This window comes from Streptomyces sp. NPDC002537 (assembly GCF_053594975.1).
In genome coordinates this window covers 14,285-35,590 of record NZ_JBSFWT010000043.1, presented here as the reverse complement: position 1 = coordinate 35,590, position 21,306 = coordinate 14,285, and the positions used below count along the sequence as shown (strand labels likewise).

The following is a 21,306-nucleotide window of genomic DNA, read 5'->3' as shown; positions in this document are numbered from 1 at the left end:
GTGCGGCTCCCGCGGGTCTTACTTCCGCATGACGGTGGGCTCGTGGCGGCGCAGCAGCCGGACGACGACGATGCCGAAGAGGACCGACAGCACGGCCATCATGCTCATGTTGAGCAGCCAGGTGCCCGCGGCGTGGCGCAGGAGGGGGTCGGTGGTCAGCTTGCTGTCGACGGCGATGCGCCGCAGGTCGATCGTCCCGCCCATAGCGCCGAACGCCCAGCGCGAGGGCACCGGCCAGGCCAGTTGCTCCAGCCCCGGCACCCCGTGGAGCTTGACCAGTGCCCCGCAGAAGACGACCTGGACGATGGTGAGGAGGACCAGCAGCGGCATGGTGACCTCCTCCTTGCGCACCAGGGCCGAGATGAGCAGGCCGAGCATCATCGCGGTGAACGACAGCAGGGCCACGGCCGCCGTGATCTCGACGAGGGGCTGTGCGAGCACGCCCCGGCCGTGCGGGGCGCCGAGATCGACGCCGAGCAGGCCGACCAGGGTCAGCACCACCGCCTGGCAGACGGTGATCAGCCCCAGGACCACGACCTTCGACATCAGGTAGGCGGACCGGGACAGGCCGACCGCCCGTTCCCGTTGGTAGATCGCCCGTTCCTTGACCAGTTCGCGGACCGCGTTGGCCGCGCCCGCGAGTACGCCGCCGATGCACAGGATGAGCAGGGCGTTCATGGCGGTCTCGGCGGTGAGCCTGCTGCCCGCCAGGGCGCGGGTCATGGCGCCCATGATGAACGGCAGCGCGATCATGATGACGAGGAAGATGCGGTCGGCGGTCAGCGCCGCCGTGTACCGGCGGACCAGCGTGCGGAGTTGGGCTCCCCAGCTCTGGGCCTTGAGCGGCGCGGTGGCGGGCGCGCGGGCCGGGACCCCGGCCAGGTGGGGCTGTTCGGTGGCGGCGGCGACGTACTGGCGGTACTGCGGGGAGGCCCGGTACTGCTCCGCCCAGTCCCGGTCCGTGTCGTTCTCGAACGCCTCGAAGGCCTGCGGCCATTCGTCGAACCCGAAGAAGGGCAGGGTCTCGCCGGGCGGCCCGTAGAACGCGGTCCGGCCGCCGGGCGCGAGGACGAGCAGGCGGTCGCACAGGTCGAGGCTGAGCACGCTGTGCGTGACGACGATGACCGTGCGGCCGTCGTCGGCGAGGCCGCGCAGCATGGTCATCACCGAGCGGTCCATGCCCGGGTCGAGTCCGGAGGTGGGTTCGTCGAGGAAGAGCAGGGAGGGCTTGGTCAGGAGTTCCAGGGCCACGCTGACGCGTTTGCGCTGGCCGCCGGAGAGGCTGTGGATGGGCTGGTCGACGCGCTGCCCGAGGCCGAGTTCGCCGATCACCTCGTCGACGCGCGCCCGGCGCTCGGCCTTCGCGGTGTCGCCGGGGAAGCGGAGCTCGGCGGCGTAGCCGAGGGCGCGGCGCACGGTCAGCTGGGTGTGCAGGATGTCCTCCTGCGGCACGAGCCCGATGCGCGCCCGGAGTTCGGCGTAGTCGCGGTAGAGGTCGCGGCCGTCGTAGAGGACGGTGCCGCGGTCGGCGGGGCGCAGCCCGGTCAGGGCGTTGAGGAGGGTCGACTTGCCCGCGCCGCTCGGTCCGACGACGGCGAGGAGGGACTTGGCGCGCACGGGGAACGACACGTCGTCGAGCAGCGTCTTGCGGCCGTTGTCCACGCGGACGGAGAGGTCCTGGACGTCGAGGGAGACCTCGCCGGTGTCGAGGTACTCCTGGAGTTCGTCGCCGACGAGGCAGAACGCGGAGTGGCCGATGCCGACGATGTCGCCGGGCAGCACGGGAGCGCGGCGGACGAGGCGTCCGTTGAGGTAGGTGCCGTTGTGGCTGCCGAGGTCGACGATCTCGTAGCCGCCGTCCGGTGCGGTGCGGAATTCGGCGTGGCGGCGGGAGACGACCAGGTCGTCGAGGGCCAGGTCGTTGTCGGCGGCGCGGCCGATGCGGACGGTGCGGGAGGGCAGCGGGCGCACGGAGGTGGGCTGTCGGAACGTCCCGGTGGAGCCGGGCCGGGAGACGGGCGGCAGGGCGACGGGTCTGAGCACGAGGGCCGGGCCGTCGACGGGGTTGCCGAAGCGCAGCACCGTTTCCGGTCCCACGTCCACGGCGTGGACGCGTCTGCCGTCGTGGTAGGTGCCGTTGGTGCTGCCGGTGTCCTCGACCGTCCAGTGGTCCCCGACGGGGCGCAGCACCGCGTGGTGCCACGAGACCCGCGCGTCGCCGAACACGATGTCGCCCGAGGGATCGCGCCCCACGTGGAGGGTCCGGTGCGGACCCGTCGTCCACGAGCCGCTGTCGGACTCGATGACGAGTTCGGGGGCGGAGGGCGCGACCGGCCGCTCTCCCATAGGGGTAGTTTACGGCGGGCCCGCTGCCCCCGCCTTCGGAAGGAGACCGTCGTGACCGACCCCGAGCGGCTGCCCGTCTTTGTATACGGAACGCTGCGCCCCGGGCACGGCAACCACGGGCGGTTCCTGCGCGGCCGGACGGTGGCGGAGGAGCCGGCCCGGATGCGGGGCGTCGTGCTGTTCGAGGGACCGGGGTATCCGTACGCCGTGACGGACCCGGAGGGGGAGGTCCGCGGCGAGGTGGTGTGGCTCGCGCCGGACCGTTACGACGCGGTGCTGGCGTCGCTCGACGTGTTGGAAGGGTATGCGCCGGGCGGTTCCGCCAACCACTACGTCCGGGTGGTGCGCACGGCCGCGCCGGAGCGCGGGGGCACGGTACGGGTCTGGGTGTACCTGGCGTCGGAGGACGTGGCGCGGCGGCTCCGGCTGCGCGGCGGGCGGGTGCCGGGCAACAGCTGGCCTGGCTGACGGAGTTCGGGGACGGGCCGCCGGATCCGCACGCGTCTCACATGGTGAACACTTTCGCCGCGCGGACAACCTGGGCCCCAACAGTACCGTCCTCACCACCGAGTAGACGTCCCATCACCATCTGTTGGTCCTTTGTTAAGACTGGATCAACTGATCGGACATCGCGACTTTTCCTCTTTCATGGGCATGCCAATGCATGCATTGTTTTCCGCGGGACCACAGGGTTCCCGCGGTGCGCCAGTGACAGCACCGCGTGTATGCAGGCGGCCGGGCACGTCCCGAACCGCCCTCACCGCAAAGGGCGCTGAACAGTGCGTACATCCCCCACGACTCACCGGCGAGTGCTGATCACCGCCGTCGCGGTGGTGGCCGCGGCCACCATGGCGGGCACCGCCTCCGCGACCCCGCTCACGGACAAGGCCCGCGAGTCCGCCCACGCCTCCGCCGTCTCGGCGGCCACGGGCGCCGCCAACGCGGAGGTCGTCAAGGCGGCCCGCGCCGCCGCCGTCGGCCACTCCTCGGCGACCGGTGTCGGCAAGGCCGAGACCCTGACGGTCAAGGACACCCTCATCGACCCCGAGGGCAAGCGGCATGTCCGGTTCGCCCGGGTCTACCGCGGTGTGCCCGTGGTCGGCGGCGACCTCGTCGTCCACCTCGACGCCAAGCAGAGCTACCTGGGCGTGACCCGCGCGATACGTCACCAGATATCCCTGCCCAGCGTCACCCCCAAGCTGACGGCGCCGCAGGCGGCCGCCAAGGCCGCGGCCTCCGCCGACGGCAAGGCCGGCAAGACCGAGCTCGTGGTCGACGCCACGGGCGGCAAGTCGGTCCTCGCCTACCGCGTGACCGTCACCGACAGCCGCACCGCCCAGACCGGCGGCGTCCACTCCGTGGTCGTGGACGCGGGCTCGGGCGCGGTGCTCAGCAGCACCCCGCTCACCGACGGCTTCATATCCCCGCAGCTCAAGGCCAAGCTGCGCAGCACGGGTCAGCAGGCCGCCCCCAAGACGGGCGCGAAGACCGCCCCACCCGCCAAGGGCGGCAAGGCGCAGGGCTCCTTCCCCGCGCAGGCGACCGGCTCCGGTGCCTCCCTGTTCGTCGGCACCGTGCCGCTGACGACCACGCAGACCGGGACGAACTCCTTCACCCTCAAGGACCCCAGCCGCGGTGGCGCCGAGACCCGGGACGCCGGCGGCAAGGAGGTCAACTCCTTCAACGAAGGCAAGCCCTTCGTCCACACCAGCAACAGCTGGGGCAACGGCACGTCCTCCGACCCCTCCACCGCCGCGGTGGACGCGCAGTACGGCATCACCAGCACGCTCGACTTCTACAAGAGCACGTTCGGCCGGAACGGCATCAAGAACGACGGCGCGGGCCCGAACGCGGTCGTGCACTTCGGCGACAAGGTCGGCAACGCCTTCTGGTCCCCCGACTGCTCCTGCATGCTCTATGGCGACGGCGATGGAGAAACGTTCAAGCAGGCGCTGGTCGCCCTGGACGTCACCGGTCACGAGCTCACCCACGGCGTGGTCGAGGCGACCGCCGACTTCCAGCCCACCCGGGTGGACGCGCGCCAGAACCAGTTCGGCGAGGCGGGCTCGCTCAACGAGTCGTTCGCCGACATCTTCGGCACGGCCGTCGAGTTCAAGACGAACAACCCGGCCAACCCCCCGAACTACCTGATCGGCGAGAAGCTCGGCCTGGACCAGAAGTTCCTGCGCCGTCTGGACCGGCCGTCCGAGGACAAGCTCGAGGGCACGGTCGACTTCTGGGACTCCGGCTCCTACGACCGTGAGGTCCACGCGGGCTCCGGTGTCTCCTCGCACGCCTTCTACCTGCTCGCCGAGGGCAGCGGCAAGAAGACGATCGGCGGCGTGGACTACGACTCCCCCACGTCCGACGGCTCGACGGTGTCCGGCATCGGCCGGGACAAGGCGGAGCAGATCTTCTACCGGGCACTGACCCGGTACATGGTCTCGACCACCGACTTCCACGAGGCCCGCACCGCGACCCTGCAGGCGGCGGCGGACATCTACGGCGCGAACGGCACCGAGTACAAGACGGTCGACAAGGCGTGGGCCGCGGTGAACGTCACCGAGGCCAACACGCCGAAGGAAGGCCCGGCCGCCAAGCACTGACGGCCGGCGACGGTCACCTGCCTCCGGGGCGCCTCATCGGCGGTGCCCCGGAGGCACATCCGTCTCCGGAACAGCATTGCTCCCGGGCGGGAACAACAGCGATCCTGGGTGCCCAACGCCCGGGTTCCGTCCGAGGACCCGGTCCCGTCGAGAGGACACGATGGATCCGAGTCCCACACCGGCCAGACGCTTCTGGGAAGCCGTCGAGCCGCTGCACTCCCTGGTGTATTTCGCGCCCGAACCCGCCGCGGCGGCCAAGGCGGTCGGGCTGCCGAGCTGGTGGATGGGCTACTTCGCCGGACGGGTCGCGCCGCTCGGGGCGCTGGACGCCCCGCCCGTGGCCGCCATGTTCTTCGGCTTCGCGCCGGCGATGGTGGCCCGTTCGCTGCCCGACGCCTGGGCCTACGCGTCACCGGAGGCGGTGCTCGCCACCCGCCTCGACGCGGTGCGGGCGGCGCTGGAACGCGCGTTGCCACCCGGTTCGGAGGACCGTCTCGAACGCCTCGCGGAACTGCTGGAACGCGCCGTGGCGGCCTGCCGTTACGACGGGCGGCCGCTGGCGGCCGGCTGGTCCGGGGTGCGGCCGCCCCCGGAGGCCGCCGGGCGCGTGTGGCTGGCGGCGACAGTGCTGCGCGAGCACCGCGGCGACGGCCACGTCCTGGCCGCGGTCCACGCCGGGCTGAGCGGTCTGGACGCCACGCACACCCTCGTGGCGACCGGGGCGGCCCCCCTCGACGTCTTCCTGGCCAACAGGGGCTGGAGCGAGGCCGATTGGACGGACAGCCGCCGCAGGCTGGAGGCGCGCGGCCTGCTGGACCGTACGGCACGGCTGACCCGGAAGGGAGACGCGCTGCGGCGGCAACTGGAGGACGCCACGGACCGGCTGGCGGCGGACCCGGTGGCCGCACTGGGCGCATCGGGCGTCGAGGAAGTGATCGCCCTGGCCGGGCCGCTCAGCCGCCACCTCGTCGACACCGGATCGTTCCCGGTCCCCAACCCCATCGGCGCACCGCGCCCTTGAAGGAGCGCGCAGGGCGACTCCCCCACGCGTCCCCTGCGCGCCCCCACGTGTCTCCTACGCGCCGGAACGTGACGCCGACGGCGAGGCATCGGCCGTACCGAGGGTCCAACTGGCCAGCAGGCGCAGCGACTCCGCGGAGGCGGAGCCCGGTTCCGCGTGGTAGGTGACGAGCTGCTGCCCCGCGTCCGCGGGCAGCACCAGCGTCTCGCACGCGAGCGTCAGCTGCCCCACGACGGGGTGCCGCAGCTGTTTGACCCCGGGCCCCTTGTCCTGCACGTCGTGCGTGGCCCACAGCTCCCTGAACTCCTGGCTCTTCACGGAGAGCTCGCCGACCAGCGAGGCCAGCAGCGGGTCGTCGGGGTAGCACCCGGCGTCGAGCCGGAGGAAGGCGACGATGTCGGCGGCCTTCCGGTCCCACTCCACGTAGAGATCCCGGCTCGCGGGGTCGAGGAAGATCTGCCAGGCCATGTTGCGCTGGTGGTCGGGGAACTCGGAGAAGTCACCGAGGAGGGCACAGGCCATCCGGTTCCAGGCGATGATGTCGAGCCGCCGGCCGACGACGTAGGCGGGGACGTTGTCCATGCTGTCGATCAGCTGCTGCACCGCCGGGCGGACGCGCTGCCGCCGCACGACGGGCTTGCGCGTCCGGCACGGCCGGACCAGGTGGTTGAGATGGTCCCGTTCGGCCCCGTTGAGCCGCAGCGCCTCCGCGATGGCGTCGAGCACGGAGCTGGACACATTCTGTCCCCGGCCCTGTTCGAGGCGGGTGTAGTAGGCGACACTGACGCCCGCGAGCTGGGCGAGCTCCTCGCGCCGCAGCCCCGGCACCCGCCGTCGGCCACCGTGCGGTGTCAGGCCGACGTCCTCGGGGCTGAGGCGGGCTCGACGGGAGCGGAGGAATTCGCTCAGTTCGGTGCGCTGGTCCATGACCCCCAGTATGCGGGGCATCCGCGGGGGCCAGGGTGGTCCTGTCAGTGGTAGGCACGGCGAACGTAGGCAGAACGGAGTGCTGGCTACGGCCTCCGGACAGTCGCAGGATCGACACCATGAACCTCACCACTGTCCCCGCATACGCCGCGCCGTCCCCGAAGGCACCGCTGGAGCGGACCACGATCTCGCGCCGCGAGCCGGGCGAGCACGACGTCCTCATCGAGATCAAGTACGCGGGCATCTGTCACTCCGACATCCACACGGCACGCGGCGAGTGGGGCGAGGGCGGCACCTTCCCGGTCGTCCCCGGCCACGAGATCGCGGGCGTGGTGACCGCGGTGGGCTCCGGTGTCACCCGGTACGCGGTGGGCGACCGCGTGGGCGTCGGCTGCTTCGTCGACTCCTGCCGCGAGTGCGCCAACTGCGAGGCCGGTTTCGAGCAGTACTGCACGAACGGCATGGTCGGCACGTACGCGGCGACGGGCCGTGACGGCGAGACCACGTACGGCGGCTACTCCACGCACATCGTCGTGGACGAGAACTACGTGCTGCGCATCCCCGACAGCATCCCGCTGGACGCCGCGGCGCCGCTGCTGTGCGCCGGTGTCACCCTGTACTCGCCGCTCGCCCACTGGCAGGCCGGGCCCGGCAAGAAGGTCGCCATCGTCGGGCTGGGCGGCCTCGGCCACATGGGCGTGAAGATCGCGCACGCGATGGGTGCGGAGGTCACCGTGCTCAGCCAGTCGCTGCGCAAGAAGGACGACGGCGAGCGGCTGGGCGCGGACCACTTCCACGCCACCTCCGACCCGGCGACCTTCGAGACGCTCGCGGGCACCTTCGACCTGATCGTGAACACGGTCTCCGCCGATCTCGACCTCGGCGCCTACCTCTCCCTGCTGAGGACCGACGGCACGCTGGTCCAGGTCGGCGCCCCGGAGAAGCCGCTGCCGGTGTCCGCCTTCGCCCTCATCCAGGGCCGCAGGTCCCTCGCCGGTTCGATGATCGGCGGCATCGCGGAGACCCAGGAGATGCTGGACTTCTGCGGTGAGCACGGCCTCGGCGCCGACATCGAGCTGATCAGTGCCGAGCAGATCAACGAGGCGTACGAGCGGGTGCTCGCCAGCGACGTCCGGTACCGCTTCGTGATCGACACCGCGACGATCTGACCGGCGCCCCGGTGCCCGGCCCCGGCCGCCCCCGCGCGACTCCACGCGCCGGGGGCACCGGCGGCCGGGCATCGCGCGATTGTCAGTGGCCGGTGCCAGACTGAAAGGCGTCCGGGGGACAGGCGTTCTTCGCGATCCGCGGCGAACCGGGCCCCGGCGACGATCAGTCGAAGGAGCGCACCATCATGCTCAGTACCGACTTTGCGACCGGCTCGCCCAACTGGCTCGACCTCGGGAGTCCGGACACCGCGGCCGCGGCAGCCTTCTACGGTGCGGTGTTCGGCTGGGACCTCCAGTCGGCGGGCCCGGACGCCGGCGGCTACGGCTTCTTCCAGAAGGACGGCAAGACCGTCGCGGGCCTCGGGCCCCTCATGGAGGAGGGCGCTTCCCCGGCCTGGACCGTGTACTTCCAGACGCCCGACGCCGACGCGACCGCCAAGGCCGTCGAGCAAGGGGGCGGCACGGTGCGGGTCGCGCCGTTCGACGTCATGGAGGCCGGCCGGATGGCCTGTCTCACCGACCCGGGCGGTGCCGAGTTCTCCGTGTGGCAGCCCGCCGCGGTCAAGGGCGTGGAGGCGGCCTCGGAGAGCAACGCCCTGTGCTGGGCCGAGCTGCACTCCACCGACCCGTCGGCCGCCCTCTCCTTCTACCGCACGCTGTTCGGCTGGCGGAGCCAGGAGATGGCGATGCCGGAGATGACGTACACGGTGCTGTCCACGGCCGAAGGGGCCCAGGAGGACGCGTCCTTCGGCGGCCTCGTGGCCGCCCCCGACCCGGACGAGACGCGCTGGATCCCGTACTTCTCCGTCGACGACGCCGACGAGATCGCCGACAAGGCGCGGGAGAACGGCGGTTCGGTGCTCGTGCCCGCCGCCGACGTGCCGGATGTCGGCCGGATCGGCTGGCTCGCGGACCCCTTCGGCGCGCCGTTCGCGATCATCAAGCCCAACCCGCCGGCGGCCTGACGCACGGACGGTGTGCGGTCCCCCGCCTGCAGGAGACCGCACACCGTCCGTGCCCGCCGGGAGGGGGTCAGCCCTCCTCGGGCGCGGCCTCCGCCTCGGGAGCGGCAGCGGCTTCCTCCGCTTCCTCCTCCTCTTCCTCCTCGGTCGGTTCCTCGGCCTGGGCCGCGACGACCTGGAGCACGGCGGCGTCCTCGTCGATGGCCAGGGAGCTGCCGCGCGGCAGCTTGATGTCCCCGGCCCTGATGGTGTGTCCGGCCTCCAGGCCCTCGATGGACACGGTGAACCCTTCCGGGATGTGGGTGGCCTCCGCCTCCACCGGCAGGGCGTTCAGGATGTGTTCGAGCAGGTTGCCGCCGGGGGCCAGTTCGCCCTCGGTGTGCACCGGCACCTCCACGGTGACCTTCTCGCCCTTCTTGACGGTGAGGAGGTCGACGTGGACGAGGAAGCCGCGGACGGGCTCGCGCTGCACGGCCTTGGGGATGACGAGTTCGCTCTTGCCGTCGACGTCCAGGCTGATCAGCACGTTCGGGGTCTTGAGCGCCATCATCAGCGCATGGCCGTCGATCGATACGTGCTTGGGGTCGGCCCCGTGCCCGTAGACGACCGCCGGGACCTTGTTGGCGTGGCGGATGCGGCGGGCGTAGCCCTTGCCGAACTCGGTACGCATCTCGGCGCTCAGCTTTACCTCGGCCATGACTGCACTCCTCGCGTTCAGACTGTCCGTGTACCGGGTGGCCGTCACCCGGGCCCTGACAGACCTGGTACGAGGGGTGCGCCGATGACGCATCGCCGCACCCCATGAGTACGGCCTCCCTCGCCGAGCAACTCCGGGAGCTTAACCAGCACGGAGGCACGGACGTGCTCCGTCACTGCTCCGTACGGCCCAGGGAGCACTCCGATCGTGGGAGTTCCCCGGTGCGGCCGTAACGGGATCACGGCGCGCCCCGGCGGGCGTTCAGCGGGCGGAGCACCCGCGCGTCCGGTATCGAGCCGGTGCACGGAGCGCACAGCGCGGCGAGGCACCAGACCCGGCCCGCGTCCGTGTGCGTGATCACCTGACGGTCGGCTTCGCGTCCGCAACCGCAGGGCGCGGCGGGCCGTGCCGCCCCCGTGCCGTGCCCGTGGGCGGCGAGGTGGCCCGCGGCCGCGGTCCGCGCGGCGGAGGGCGACGGCAGCGGAACGGGATCCGGCCTGCACCCCGACTCCGAGCAGCGCAACGCCATCGGCCCCGGTGCCGGATACCGGTCGGAAACAATGGTCACTGTCCAGAGCTTCGCCACAACTCGCTCCCGAGGTAGGGGTTTCACGGTCACCCCCAGGGTGCGGTGCGGGTGCGGGCCCGCAACATCCCCCGTCGGCCCGTATACGGAATCGGCCCGCCGTGACGAGGGAGATCGGGCAGAATTTGCGGGCACCGTGCAGACACCGTCGCGCGATCGAGGGGAAGTCCATGAGCGGAATGCGAAGATTCAGCCGTAGGGGCGTGTTACTGGCGGGCCTGGGGGCCGGTGCCACCGCGATGGCTGCGGGGCTGGCGCCTCGGTTCCCCGGCCCGTTCGAGCTGTACGACACCCCGGCGTGGGCGGCGGCCGCCGCCCGTCAGGGGGCTGCCGGGGCCCCCGGGGCCTTCCCGGAGTGGAGCCGCTTCGCGCGGCTGGCCGACGGCACCTTCGACGAGGACGCCGATCCCACGCGCGACATGAAGCCGGTGATCGCCGCGCTGAAGTCGCAGAACGTCAATGTGATCGAGCTCGACACCATCCTGTCGAACTGGATCACCGAGGCCGACTTCGCCACCCATCTCGGCAAGATCAAGAGCTTTGTGGAGCTGGCGCACGCCTCCGGTATCCGCGTGGTCGTGTACTACCCCTCGCTGGAGGTCATCAGCGTCGGCGGCGAGAACGGCCCCTCGTTCTACAAGGACGGCGGCGGAAAGGACTGGGTGCAGAAGGGGCTCGACGGCAAGCCCAACGTGTTCTACGGCAGCCTGGTGGTCTGGGTGGACCCGGGCGACGAGAGCTGCTGGGTGAGCCCCAACTCCCCCTGGCGGGACTTCTACCTGGGCCGGATCAAGCGGCTCGCGGGGACCGGTCTGGACGCGGTCTGGCCGGATGTGCCGATCTACTTCGACGGCGCGATCAGCTGGTGCGACACCTCGGCCTGGGCGGCGGACGCGTTCCGGGCCGACACCGGGCTCGCGCTGCCCGCCAAGGCGGACTTCGGCAGCCTTCCCTTCCGCCGCTACGTCGAGTGGCGGCACCGCAATCTGCTGCAGTGGCAGCTCGACATCGCCGCCGCCGGACGCTCCGTCAACCCGGACCTGGTGACGTTCGTCGAGACGGTGAGCATGGACTACCAGTACGCCACGCTGGTCGGCCTCGACGGGGCGTACCTGCGGAAGGCGGAGGGCGTCAGCCATGTATGGGAGGTGGACATCCTCGGCAACTACGACGGGATGCGCCATGCGACGGCCTCCGACTGGACCTGCCTGATCTCCATGTACAAGTACGCGCGGGCCGCCAGCGGCACCAAGCCCGCCTGGGCGTTCTCGTACGGCTGGCAGGCCGACGACGCGTCGCTGGTGATGGCCGAGCTGCTGGCCGCGGGCTGCAATCCGTACGAGGTGAAGAGCCCGTTCAAGAACGACACCACCGACAAGGCGATGCGCACCCGGATGTACGCCTTCGTGGCGGCCAACCAGGAGAAGCTGTACAACGCGGTCTCCACCGCCACGGTCGGCGTCTACCACTCCTCCGCCTCGCGGGACTTCGTCAGCCCCTCCGTCGGCACGGGCATGTACGTGAACACCAAGAAGCCGTCCGGGGTCAAGGAGTGGTGGAGCTCCGGCAGTACCGAGGAGAGCTGTGTCAACCAGCAGTGGCTGGGCGAGTTCCGCGGCACGGTGAAGGCGCTGGTGCTCGCGCACGTCCCGTTCACCACGGTGCCCAGCCCCGGCCTCACCGCGGCCGACCTGGCGGGCCTGCGCGTGCTGCTGCTGCCGAATCTGCAGGCCGTGTCGGACGCGGAGGCGGGTGTGCTCCGCGACTTCGTGGCGGGCGGCGGCACGGTGGTGATCACCGGCCCGGCGCCCACCGGGCTCGACGAGCTGGGCACGGCGCGGAGCGAGTACGCGCTCGCCGACGTCCTCGGCTTCCGCAAGGCGGACGCGCTGCCCGCGAGCAAGCAGAACCGATTCGGTTCGGGCACCTGCTGGTACGTGCAGAAGCTCGTCGGCAAGAGCTATCTGGCGGCCGGTGACCAGGCGAGTGCCGATCAGCTCCTCGGTCCGGTCACCGCGGCGGCGCCGCAGGACGTGACGCTCGCGGGTGACCGCCGGATCCATCTGGAGGTGAGCAGGCTCGGCGACGACACCGTCGTCCAGTTGGTGAACTTCACCGGCTTCGGTGACACTCCGGCCGCGTTCAGGACGGCGCCGACCAGTTGTACGGTGTCGCTCGCGGTCCCCGCGGGGAAGCGGGTGGCGGCCGCGACGGTGAGTTCGCCGGACGGTGCCTCCCCGGCGCCGCAGCCGGTCGACTTCCGGGTGGTCGGCACGACGGCGACGGTGACACTGACGGTGGCTCAGTACTCGCTGCTGACGGTCACGATGAACTGACCGCTCACCACCACGCCGGGCGGGCAGCACTGTCCCCGGTACCGCGGCACAGGCGCGGGACCGGGGACGGTGGGGGTTGTTCCGGCGTGTTCCGGTCAGTGAGGGTTCACGCGGACCGATGCCTCGCTGTCGGGAACCAGCCTTCCCTGCTCGACATGGTTCGTGAGGGCTTCGCTCACGTCCTTGATCTTGTGAATTCCGTTGGCGGGCAACCGCTTTGCATCACCCAGCCGGGTCAGCTGGGACAGGGGGTCGTCGGCGGCGTGGGCGACAGGGGCGCCGGCCAGTACCGAGGCGGCGAGTACGAGAACGGCAGAAGTGCGCTTCATACCGTGGTAAACGGGCATTCCGCCGGGAAGTCACTACTCCGCCCGCTACTTGGCGATAACTGGGCAGTTCGTTCATGAAAACATATTTTGCGAAACCGGTGGCAGTCCGCCCCGTTCCCTTACCGGGTTTTCGGGGCGGGGATGCGCCAGAGGGAGGTGGGGCGGTCCTCGTCGCCCGGGTGGGACTCGAAGGCGATCCAGCGGCCGTCGGGCGACCAACTCGGGGCGCCGTCGTAGCCGTTGCCGCTCCCGGTCACCCGGGCGGGACGGCCGCCGCCGGCCGGGATCACGAAGATCTGCGGCGTGTCGAGGCCGCCCGCCGTGGAGGAGAAGACGACGGAGCGCCCGTCGGGCGACCAGCTGGGGTCGGTGTGTTCGCCGGGCACGTCGGTGAGCCGGTGGAGGCCGGTGCCGTCGGCGTTCATCACGTACAGCGCCCATTTATCGCTGTCGGCCGAGCGCCGCTGGAAGACCAGCCGGTCGCCCTTGGGCGACCAGTTGGGCTGACGGTTGTCCGTGCGGGTGCCGGGGCCGTCCAGGAGTCGGGTGCGGGCGCTGCCGTCGCGCCTGACCTTCCAGAGGGAGCCGAGGGCGGACGGGTCGTCCTCGCTCTCCCGCCCGTCCCCCTTCTCCACGATCTCCTGGAAGACGATCCAGGCGCCGTCCGGGGAGAAGCTGGGCTCCAAGTAGCCGGTGTCACCGTCGTGTTCGGTCACTCTGGTGGGCCGCTTCCCGCCCGGCGGCAGCACCCACACCTCGTCCCGGCCCGCCCGGTCGGAGGCGAAGGCGACCCCCGCGGAGGGGTGCCAGCTGGAGCCCGGGAGGTTGACCGCGGCCCGGTCGGTCTCGTCGAGCAGCGTGCCGGGCCGTTCCGGGGCGCCGTCCCGGAACGGAAGCACCCGCAGGGCGGCGGCGCCCTCGTTGTAGCCGTCGTGGAAGAGGGTGAAGAGGACGGACTTCCCGTCGGGCGAGAACGCGGGGTTCTGCGCGCTGGTCTTCCCCTGCCCCTGGAAGAGCAGTTGGGCGCCGTCGCCGCGGGCCGTACGGCCTTCGGACGGCGTGGGCGGCCGCGGCGACTCCTCCCCGGAGCCGCACGCGGTGAGCACGAAGGCGGTCAGGAACACCGCGGCGACCAGCAGACGACTGCGCACCGGACCGACCCTAGTGGACCCCAACCTCCTGTAGAGGCCCTTCTGTTCGAATCATCCGAGAAGCTTGCGCCTTCCCCAGCCGCGCCACGTAGGCGCGCAGTCCCGCGCCGCCGGAGCCCGCCCAGCCGACGTATCCGTCCGGTCGCACGAGGAAGAGGCCGCGGGAGGCGTACGCTTCGTGGGCCGGGCGGTCCTCCGGGTGCACTCGGTACGTCACGACGGGGAAGCCGTCGAGCGGCGGTGGCTCCACCGCGCCGAAGGCCAGCAGCGTGAAGTGCGGGCCGCGGAAGAGGTCGAGGATCCGGGCGTGTCCGCACGGCGCGTCGGGCGCCCTGTCGCCCGCGCGCAGCGCGCCCGGCGGCAGGCGGCGTCTGGTGTCGACGGCCAGGGAGGTGCCACGGTGGCCCGTGTCCGGCGGGAGAGGGCGGCGGGCCGGTTCGTCAGCGGTCAGCAGGAAGTCCCGGTGCAGCCGGGCCCCTTCGGCGATCGCCGCGGCCGCGGCCGGCCGGCGTTCCTCCTCGTACGAGTCCAGCAGCGCGGGATCGGCACCGTGCCGCAGCACCATGCCGAGCTTCCAGCCGAGGTTGTGCGCGTCCTGCACACCGGTGTCGAGCCCCAGCCCGCCGAAGGGCGGATGGACGTGCGCGGCGTCACCGGCGAGGAGGACGCGCCCGGACCGATAGGAGTCGGCCAGGGCGGCCGCCTCCCGGAAGGCCGTCGCCCACCGCACCCCGCGGACGTCGACCACCGACAGGTGGGTGCGTTCGGCGATCAGGTGGCGGATGCCCTCCTCGGAGAGGTCGGGCCGGGCGTCCTCGTCCTCGTACCGGGCCAGCAGGTGGAAGGTGTCCGCGCACGCGAGCGGGCTCAGCGCCAGGGCGCCGCCCTTCGCCCCGGGCCAGATGTGCCGGTGGTTCCTGTCGAGTCCGTCGGCCAGGATGTCCGCGACGAGCACCGGCCGCCCGTCGAACGCCTCGGCGGATCCGGCGATACCGAGCGCGGACCGGACCGTTCCGGCGCCACCGCCCGTGCCACCGTCCGTGCCGCCGTCCGTGTCGACGACGTAGGCGGCGCGCACGGTCCGGGCGCGGCCCTGGCACACCAGCCGGACCTCGACGCCGTCGGCCGCCGGGGTCGGTCCGGTGAGGGCGGCGCCGAACACCACGTCACCGCCGAGCTCCCGCAGCCGCGCGTGGAGGATCTCCCGGGTGCGCCACTGCGGGACCGCCCACACCTCGGGGTACGGCACGGATCCGCCGCGTTCGAACAGGTCCCGGTCGGCGCGCGGCTCGCCGTCCTCCCAGTACCGCAGCGCCGGATGCGGCGCGCCGACCGCCCGTACCGTGCCGAGGACGCCGAGGTCGTCGAGGACTTCCTGCGCGCGCGGCCGGAGTTCCTGCTCCCGCGACCCGGGGGCGAGCCTGCTCCCCCGCTCGACGAGCAGCGCGCGCACCCCGCGGCGCGCCAGGTCACAGGCCAGGGTCAGGCCGGTCGGGCCCGCGCCCGTGACGACGACCTCGACGTCGCCGCCGTCCACGCTGCCGAAGTCCATCGCGAGGTCTCCACCCGTTCTTCGCCGTACCGCTGTTCCGACTCGGCGGAGTGTGGCTCATGGGAAAGCCGAGGGCCATGGGTTCGCCCGCGCTCCCACTCGAATGGCCGTGCCCGGCCACGCGGCGACCCGGCCACCGCCGCCTCTCCCCATACACCGTCGCCATGTGTAATCGACCGGACACCCTGGGTAGGATTCCGGGGCATCGCGCCACCCCGTCGCCCCTCAACTCCCATCGCAGCCAGGGTCGTCCAGCGCACCAAGCCATGCTCCTCGGCACCGAGAGCCCGCCCATGGCGCCTGTCCACCCCTGTCCGAGGAGGCTCGCTGTGCCAACCGACCGGACCGCCGCCCCGCCCGGGATCTTCACCCCGGCCTTCTTCCAGGACGCACACCCCGTCTTCGACACCCTGCGCGACCGGGCGCCCGCCACGCTGGTGACCGGCGTGAGCGGTACGCGCCTGTGGCTGATTCCCCGTTACGAGGAGGCCCGCGGGCTCCTCACCTCGTCCTCGGTGCGCAAGGACGACTGGAAGCGCCCGGATCTGAGGGAGCAGCACCTCGCCCGTTCGGAACGGCGCCGCGAGATGACCACCCGCATCCGGGCCAACATGATCAACAGCGATCCGCCGGAGCACCAGCGGCTGCGGCAGGGCACCCAGCAGGCGCTGAGCCGGGGCCGGATCGAGGCGCTGCGGCCGCGCATCGAGATGTTCGCGGACGAGATCCTCGGCGCCCTCGCGGCCACGCGGGGCCACAAGCCCGTGGAGTTCCGCGCCCGGGTCGCGTACCCCTTCTCCGTGGCCGTGGTCTCCGAGCTCCTCGGGCTGCGGGAGGGTGAACAGCCGGGATTTCCGGCCTGGTTCGACACCCTGATGTGCCGGCGCGGCTCCGAGAACGTACGGAAGACGTCCCTGATCCTCGCCGACTTCAGCGAGCGCCTCACCGACCGGAGGCGTACGCATCCCGCCCGGGGTCTGCTGTCCACGCTGGGGTCCAGGCCCGAGGGGCGGCGCCCGCTCACCCGTCACGAGCTGGCCTCCACCGCGTTCCTGCTGCTGATCGCGGGCATCGAGACGGCGAACGCCATCGCGAACGGGATGTTCGCGCTGCTGAGCCACCCCGAGCAGTACGCGGCGCTGCGCGCGGACCGCTCGCTGCTGACCGGCGCCATCGAGGAGTGCCTGCGGCACGACGGGCCGTTCCGCGCGGTGGGTCCGCGCTACACGGCGGAGCGCGTCGACCTGGGCGAGGGGGTGTCCATTCCGGCCGGGGAGTTCCTGTTGATCGCCGTCTCGGCGGCCAATCGCGATCCGCGCCGCTTCCCCGATCCGCACCGCTTCGACATCACGCGCACCGACCACGCGCATCTGGCGATGGGGCACGGCGCGCACCGGTGCGTCGGCGCGATGCTCGCGCATGCGGAGATGGAGATCCTCTTCGGCAAGTTGCTGGACCGGTTCCCGCGGTTGCGGCTGGCCGTGCCGGCGGAGGAGGTCCGGCGGCGGCCCAGCATGACGATGAACTGGTTGCAGGACCTTCCGGTTCTGCTGCGCTGAAGCTGCGTCAAGTCATCCGTGGAGCAAAGCCGTTGGGTGGTTCCGTGCGGCCTCCGGGCGGCCGCACGGAACCGGTCGGTGAGGTTCAGTACGGGGGGCGCCCGTCAGTGGTCGCTGTCGACCAGCCACGAGCGGGGGCCGCCGTGCTTGAGGCGCAGGAGGAAGTCGAGGACGCCGGCCAGCCCGACGTGGTAGCTCGCGGAGGTCCCGCGCAGGGTGTCGTCGGGGACCACCAGCCGGCCGTCGCGCTCCGCCGCCCGCAGGTACAGGCCGGTGGCGGCTTCCGCCGCCCAGTCGCGGTAGCGCTCCTCCCCCGTCGCGTCGGCCAGGTCCAGCAGCAGTTCGGCGTTGCTCGCGACGCCGTGGCAGGCGCCGGGCCCGAGCCGCCAGCGGTCCCGGTACGCGGCGCGCGCCGCGCGCTCGGCGTACGCGAGGAACCGTTCGTCCTTGGTCAGTTGCCACAGCCGGATCAGGAAGGTCCCGACGCCGGAGGTGCCGTCGCACCGGAAGTCGGGGCCGAGGCGCTCGGTGCGGCCCGGTCCCTTGGGCCAGTGGGCCGCGTCGCCGTGCCGTTCGGCGACGGCGCAGAGCGCGTGCCCGGCGCCGATGGCGATGTCGACGAACTCCGGGCTGCCGAGGTCCCGGCCCGCGGCGAGCAGGAAGGCGGCGTTCCCGGCGACGCCGTGTCCGAAGCCGTAGGAGGCGGAGCCGGCGAGTTCGGCGCGGTCCGTGGCGCCGGTGGGCCAGTCGACGCCCCGGTCCGCCCGGGTGGTGAGGCGGAGCAGGCCGTCCGCGCACGCCGTCGTCCGCTCGGCGAACCGCCGGTCGCGGGTGGTGTGCCACAGGTGCAGCTGGGCGAGGCCCGCGCCCGCGAGGCCATGGCAGATGTCCGGGTTGTGCCAGTCGAGGGGGATGCGGAGGGCGTACTCCCGCGCGCGCCGGGCGAGCGCGAGGTCGCCGAGGGTGCGGGCGGCGTCGTGGAGGGCCCAGACGGCGCCGGAGCGGCCGGAGCAGAGGCCGGGCAGGATCCGGCTGGGCAGGGTCAGGCGTTCGTCGAGCCACTGGGCGGTGGCGCGCAGCAGGGGTTCGGCGGAGGTGTCCCCGGTGCGGACCGCGCGGTCGAGGACGGCGAGCACTCCGGCGGCGCCGAGCCGGACGTTGCAGGGGTCGCCGTGCGGCAGGGAGCGCGGTCCCGGCCAGAGGTACTCCCCGGCGGGGTCGGCGGTGGCCGCCAGGTGGCCGAGGCCGTCGGCGAGCAGCCGGTCGAGCCGGTGGCGGGGCAGGGCGGGGCCCGGGGCGGCGGGCCGTGCGACGGGGTCCGCGCGGAGGAAGGCCGCGGCCTTCTCCAGCGGCCAGCGGGAGGGACCGTCCGCGGTGAGCCCGAGGACGAGGGGGGCGAGCGCCCGGAGCGCGGGGAAGGCCGGTGCGGCGGCGTCGACGAGGGCCGCGAGCCGGTCGCCCGCGCCGCGGCCGGGTGGTGAGTCGGGGGCGAGGACGGGGCTGATGCCGGTGGTGACGTGGAGGAGGGTGGCGCCCAGGCTGTAGCAGTCCGCTTCGGGACCGGGGGCGGGCGGCGGGATGCCGTCGTCCGGGCCGGGGCCGTCGAGGTGGTCGAGGTATTCGGGTGCGGTGAAGCCGTGGGTGCCCGCGACGTGGGCGGTGCCGTCGGAGCGGACCGCGTGTTCCAGGTCGACGAGGACGGGGGTGCCGTCGGGCCGGACGACGACATTGCCCGGTTCGAAGTCGCGCAGGACGTAGCCCGCGGAGTGCACTTCGCCGATCAGCCGGGTGAGCCGCCGTGCGAGCCGCCATGCCGTGGTCACGGGTATCCGGCCGCTGTCGCGCCAGGCGTGTTCCGCGGCCCATCGCCGGAGGCTCCGGCCGTCGACGAGGTCCTCGACGAGGAAGACGTGGTCCGCGGCCTCGAAGACCTCGCGTACGGCGGGGGTGACGCGGTGCGGTGCGAGCCGGGCCAGGACGGCGGCCTCGTGCCGCAGCCGGTCCCGCGCGTCCTCGCCGCCGGGGTCGGCGCCGATGTGCGGGCGGGCCTCCTTGAGCAGGACGTCGTCCCCGGTCCGCAGGTCGTGCGCCCGGTGGACGCCGCCGCGGTTGGAGCGCCGGATCGTCTCCTCGACGAGGTAGCGGCCCGCGAGGAGGACGGGGTCGCCGTGCCCGCGGCCGGGGGCGGCGGGCGGGGGCGGGCCGAAGGGCGGCACAGCCCAAGGGGGCGGCGAGAACCAGGGGTTGCGTTCGTCGGGGACGTAGGTGCCGTCGGGGGCGCGCAGCCGCCCTTGGTAGAAGCCCTCGTCGTCGAGCTCGTGGGGACGGGCGAAGCAGCCGAAGCGGTAGTGGACGAGGCTGCCGGGGCGGTAGCGCCGGTCGGAGAGGATCGCGGGCCCGGCGAGCCCGAGGGTGGCCCGGTGGAGTTCCTCGGCGAGGGCGCGCAGGTGGTCGTCGTCATCGGGGTAGGCGGTGAGGAACTTGCCCGACCGGGCGCGGGGGGCGTGGACGGAGGTGAGCTCGGCGGTACGCCGGGGCGAGGCGGCGAACTTGAAGGCGCAGTCGCGCGCCACCAGGACCGCGGCCGCCCGCTCCAGCACCTGGTGCGAGGAGGCGGGGGTCGCCGACACGTGCAGTTTCCAGCCCTGTTGGCGGCGGACGTGGCCCGGCGGGGTGGCCACGCACCAGGACTCGTCGTCGCGGAGGGACCAGTCCGGGCACCTGTCCCCCAACACCCGCTCGGCGATCGCCCGATAGCTCAGTGCCACGACTCGATGATGGCATCACCGGAGGACGGGGACGAGGGTTTTACCGGCCGGTCGGCCAGGCCGTGCGCCGGGGGACGGCGAGGGGCCGATGCTTCGCTTCCGAGGGCAACCATGCTGTCGGGACCGCTCGGTCGGCTGTCCGCCGTCGCCCTCGCCTCCGCCGTCCCCGTGGGCGCGGCGGCCCCTTCCCCGGCCTCGGCGGCCGCCCCCGTCGGATCCATGACCGGGCGCGGCGGATCCGACGCCCCGGCGGCCGGAGTTCAGCCGCGGTCCACGAGGTCGCCGGGGTCGGTGTTCGCCCCGCACAGCACCACGGCGACCTTCTCGCCCTCGGCGGGCGCGTAGGCGGGCACGGGGCCGGTGAGCGCCGCGAGGGCGGTGGCGGCGGCGTGCTCGACCGCGATGCGCCGGTCGTCCCACAGGGCGCGGCGGGCACCGACGATCCCGGCGTCCGGCACCAGGACGGAGGTGACGCCGTCCTCCTGGGCGGCGGCGAGCGCGGCCGCGGAGACGCGCCGGGCGCCGAGGGCGTCGGCGGCGACGGAGTCGACCGGCACGTCGGTGACGTGACCGGCCTCCAGGGCGGCGTGCAGCGCGCGGCAGTTCTCGGGCTCGACCGCGACGGTGCGCACGCCGTGGTGCCGGGCGGCCGTGGCGACCCCGGCGAAGAGCCCGCCGCCGCCCACCGCGACGACGACGGTGTCGAGGCCGGGCACCCGTTCCAGGATCTCCTCCAGCAGGGTGCCCGCACCGGCGGCGATCAGCGGGTGGTCGTAGGCGTGGCTCGCCAGGGCGCCGGTGGTGGCCGCGAACTCCTCGCAGGCGGCGAGGGCTTCGGCGTACTCGGTGCCGACGAGGCGGACGTCCGCGCCGTAGCCGCGGAGCCGGTCGACCTTGACCCGCGGGGCGGTGGCGGGGAGGAAGACCGTGGCCGGGACGCCCTGCCCGCGGGCGGCCCAGGCGCAGGCCAGCCCGGCGTTGCCGCCGGAGGCGATGGTGACGCCCGCCGCGGGCAGCGTGCCCGCCTCGCGGTGCGCGGCGAGGAAGTTGTGGGCGCCGCGCGCCTTGAAGGAGCCGGTGTGCTGCATGAACTCCAGGGCCAGCCACGCCTCGTACGGCCCGGGGGCGGTCTCCATGGGGGTGAGGGTGACCGGGCGGACGTGGCCGGTGGTCCGCTCGGCTGCCTGCTTGATGTCGCCGTGGGTGAGACGGTGCACGGGAGGGGCCTCCTTGATCGGATCCCGGTCTCGGCCGTCGGGCCGTACCGTTTCGATACAGCGTACGATACGGTGTCTCA

The 21,306-nt window shown here is 72.7% G+C and carries 16 protein-coding genes; 7 read left to right on the top strand and 9 right to left on the bottom strand.

From position 1 onward, the window contains the following. Positions 1-18: 18 nt before the first annotated feature. Positions 19-2,346, bottom strand: a complete 2,328-nt coding sequence (locus ACWD4A_RS20255) for an FHA domain-containing protein (protein ID WP_451195662.1) — start codon at positions 2,344-2,346, stop codon at positions 19-21. Positions 2,347-2,397: 51 nt separating this feature from the next. Here ACWD4A_RS20255 and ACWD4A_RS20250 point away from each other — a divergent pair, with 51 nt between their 5' ends. The 3 genes from ACWD4A_RS20250 to ACWD4A_RS20240 all read left to right on the top strand — a co-directional run bounded on the left by ACWD4A_RS20250 (position 2,398) and on the right by ACWD4A_RS20240 (position 5,973). Next, positions 2,398-2,814: a gamma-glutamylcyclotransferase family protein gene (locus ACWD4A_RS20250; RefSeq protein ID WP_451195660.1), complete on the top strand. Its 417-nt coding sequence runs from the start codon at positions 2,398-2,400 to the stop codon at positions 2,812-2,814. 380 nt (positions 2,815-3,194) lie between these two features. Further along, positions 3,195-4,952 (top strand): M4 family metallopeptidase, encoded by a 1,758-nt coding sequence (locus tag ACWD4A_RS20245; protein WP_451195710.1) that lies wholly within the window; start codon positions 3,195-3,197, stop codon positions 4,950-4,952. A 160-nt stretch (positions 4,953-5,112) separates the two neighbouring features. Next, positions 5,113-5,973, top strand: coding sequence for an SCO6745 family protein (locus ACWD4A_RS20240; RefSeq protein ID WP_451195659.1), 861 nt, complete (start codon positions 5,113-5,115; stop codon positions 5,971-5,973). Positions 5,974-6,027: 54 nt separating this feature from the next. On the opposite strand, the gene ACWD4A_RS20235 is transcribed toward ACWD4A_RS20240, so the two are convergent. After that, positions 6,028-6,900: a helix-turn-helix transcriptional regulator gene (locus ACWD4A_RS20235; RefSeq protein ID WP_451195657.1), complete on the bottom strand. Its 873-nt coding sequence runs from the start codon at positions 6,898-6,900 to the stop codon at positions 6,028-6,030. A 119-nt stretch (positions 6,901-7,019) separates the two neighbouring features. On the opposite strand from ACWD4A_RS20235, the gene ACWD4A_RS20230 reads away from it, so the two are divergent. Both ACWD4A_RS20230 and ACWD4A_RS20225 read left to right on the top strand, forming a co-directional pair. Next, positions 7,020-8,069 carry an NAD(P)-dependent alcohol dehydrogenase gene (locus tag ACWD4A_RS20230; RefSeq protein WP_451195655.1) on the top strand — a complete coding sequence of 350 codons (1,050 nt, stop codon included), beginning with the start codon at positions 7,020-7,022 and terminating at the stop codon, positions 8,067-8,069. Between the two features lie 185 nt (positions 8,070-8,254). Then, a complete protein-coding gene (locus ACWD4A_RS20225) occupies positions 8,255-9,034 on the top strand; it encodes a VOC family protein (RefSeq protein ID WP_451195653.1) in 780 nt (259 codons plus the stop codon). Between the two features lie 67 nt (positions 9,035-9,101). On the opposite strand, the gene ACWD4A_RS20220 is transcribed toward ACWD4A_RS20225, so the two are convergent. Together ACWD4A_RS20220 and ACWD4A_RS20215 are read right to left on the bottom strand one after the other, a co-directional pair. Beyond that, on the bottom strand, positions 9,102-9,728 hold the full coding sequence (locus ACWD4A_RS20220) for a 50S ribosomal protein L25/general stress protein Ctc (protein ID WP_451195651.1): 627 nt from the start codon (positions 9,726-9,728) through the stop codon (positions 9,102-9,104). A gap of 238 nt (positions 9,729-9,966) precedes the next feature. Further along, complete coding sequence (locus tag ACWD4A_RS20215; RefSeq protein ID WP_451195649.1) at positions 9,967-10,296, bottom strand: hypothetical protein; 330 nt, start codon at positions 10,294-10,296, stop codon at positions 9,967-9,969. A gap of 188 nt (positions 10,297-10,484) precedes the next feature. Between ACWD4A_RS20215 and ACWD4A_RS20210 the strand changes: the two genes are divergently transcribed. Further along, complete coding sequence (locus ACWD4A_RS20210; protein ID WP_451195647.1) at positions 10,485-12,650, top strand: hypothetical protein; 2,166 nt, start codon at positions 10,485-10,487, stop codon at positions 12,648-12,650. Between the two features lie 95 nt (positions 12,651-12,745). Here ACWD4A_RS20210 and ACWD4A_RS20205 read toward each other — a convergent pair whose 3' ends face one another. The 3 genes from ACWD4A_RS20205 to ACWD4A_RS20195 all read right to left on the bottom strand — a co-directional run bounded on the left by ACWD4A_RS20205 (position 12,746) and on the right by ACWD4A_RS20195 (position 15,682). Continuing rightward, the gene (locus tag ACWD4A_RS20205; RefSeq protein ID WP_451195645.1) at positions 12,746-12,979 is read right to left on the bottom strand and encodes a hypothetical protein; all 234 of its coding nucleotides are present in this window, start codon (positions 12,977-12,979) and stop codon (positions 12,746-12,748) included. Positions 12,980-13,098: 119 nt separating this feature from the next. After that, positions 13,099-14,130, bottom strand: a complete 1,032-nt coding sequence (locus tag ACWD4A_RS20200) for a TolB family protein (protein ID WP_451195643.1) — start codon at positions 14,128-14,130, stop codon at positions 13,099-13,101. A 10-nt stretch (positions 14,131-14,140) separates the two neighbouring features. After that, positions 14,141-15,682 carry an FAD-dependent monooxygenase gene (locus ACWD4A_RS20195; RefSeq protein WP_451195641.1) on the bottom strand — a complete coding sequence of 514 codons (1,542 nt, stop codon included), beginning with the start codon at positions 15,680-15,682 and terminating at the stop codon, positions 14,141-14,143. A gap of 329 nt (positions 15,683-16,011) precedes the next feature. Between ACWD4A_RS20195 and ACWD4A_RS20190 the strand changes: the two genes are divergently transcribed. After that, the gene (locus ACWD4A_RS20190; protein ID WP_451195639.1) at positions 16,012-17,241 is read left to right on the top strand and encodes a cytochrome P450; all 1,230 of its coding nucleotides are present in this window, start codon (positions 16,012-16,014) and stop codon (positions 17,239-17,241) included. A 104-nt stretch (positions 17,242-17,345) separates the two neighbouring features. Here ACWD4A_RS20190 and lanL read toward each other — a convergent pair whose 3' ends face one another. Then, the gene (lanL, locus tag ACWD4A_RS20185) at positions 17,346-20,009 is read right to left on the bottom strand and encodes a class IV lanthionine synthetase LanL (RefSeq protein WP_451195637.1); all 2,664 of its coding nucleotides are present in this window, start codon (positions 20,007-20,009) and stop codon (positions 17,346-17,348) included. Between the two features lie 260 nt (positions 20,010-20,269). Continuing rightward, positions 20,270-21,226 (bottom strand): threonine/serine dehydratase, encoded by a 957-nt coding sequence (locus ACWD4A_RS20180; protein ID WP_451195635.1) that lies wholly within the window; start codon positions 21,224-21,226, stop codon positions 20,270-20,272. Positions 21,227-21,306 lie beyond the last annotated feature (80 nt).

Bases quoted from the DNA above. Each gene is read 5' to 3' on its own strand.
- ACWD4A_RS20205 (WP_451195645.1), bottom strand. From the start codon at position 12,979: ATGAAGCGCACTTCTGCCGTTCTCGTACTCGCCGCCTCGGTACTGGCC.
- ACWD4A_RS20225 (WP_451195653.1), top strand. From the start codon at position 8,255: ATGCTCAGTACCGACTTTGCGACCGGCTCGCCCAACTGGCTCGACCTC.
- ACWD4A_RS20210 (WP_451195647.1), top strand. From the start codon at position 10,485: ATGAGCGGAATGCGAAGATTCAGCCGTAGGGGCGTGTTACTGGCGGGC.
- ACWD4A_RS20195 (WP_451195641.1), bottom strand. From the start codon at position 15,682: ATGGACTTCGGCAGCGTGGACGGCGGCGACGTCGAGGTCGTCGTCACG.
- ACWD4A_RS20240 (WP_451195659.1), top strand. From the start codon at position 5,113: ATGGATCCGAGTCCCACACCGGCCAGACGCTTCTGGGAAGCCGTCGAG.
- ACWD4A_RS20220 (WP_451195651.1), bottom strand. From the start codon at position 9,728: ATGGCCGAGGTAAAGCTGAGCGCCGAGATGCGTACCGAGTTCGGCAAG.
- ACWD4A_RS20245 (WP_451195710.1), top strand. From the start codon at position 3,195: ATGGCGGGCACCGCCTCCGCGACCCCGCTCACGGACAAGGCCCGCGAG.
- ACWD4A_RS20255 (WP_451195662.1), bottom strand. From the start codon at position 2,346: ATGGGAGAGCGGCCGGTCGCGCCCTCCGCCCCCGAACTCGTCATCGAG.
- ACWD4A_RS20235 (WP_451195657.1), bottom strand. From the start codon at position 6,900: ATGGACCAGCGCACCGAACTGAGCGAATTCCTCCGCTCCCGTCGAGCC.
- ACWD4A_RS20230 (WP_451195655.1), top strand. From the start codon at position 7,020: ATGAACCTCACCACTGTCCCCGCATACGCCGCGCCGTCCCCGAAGGCA.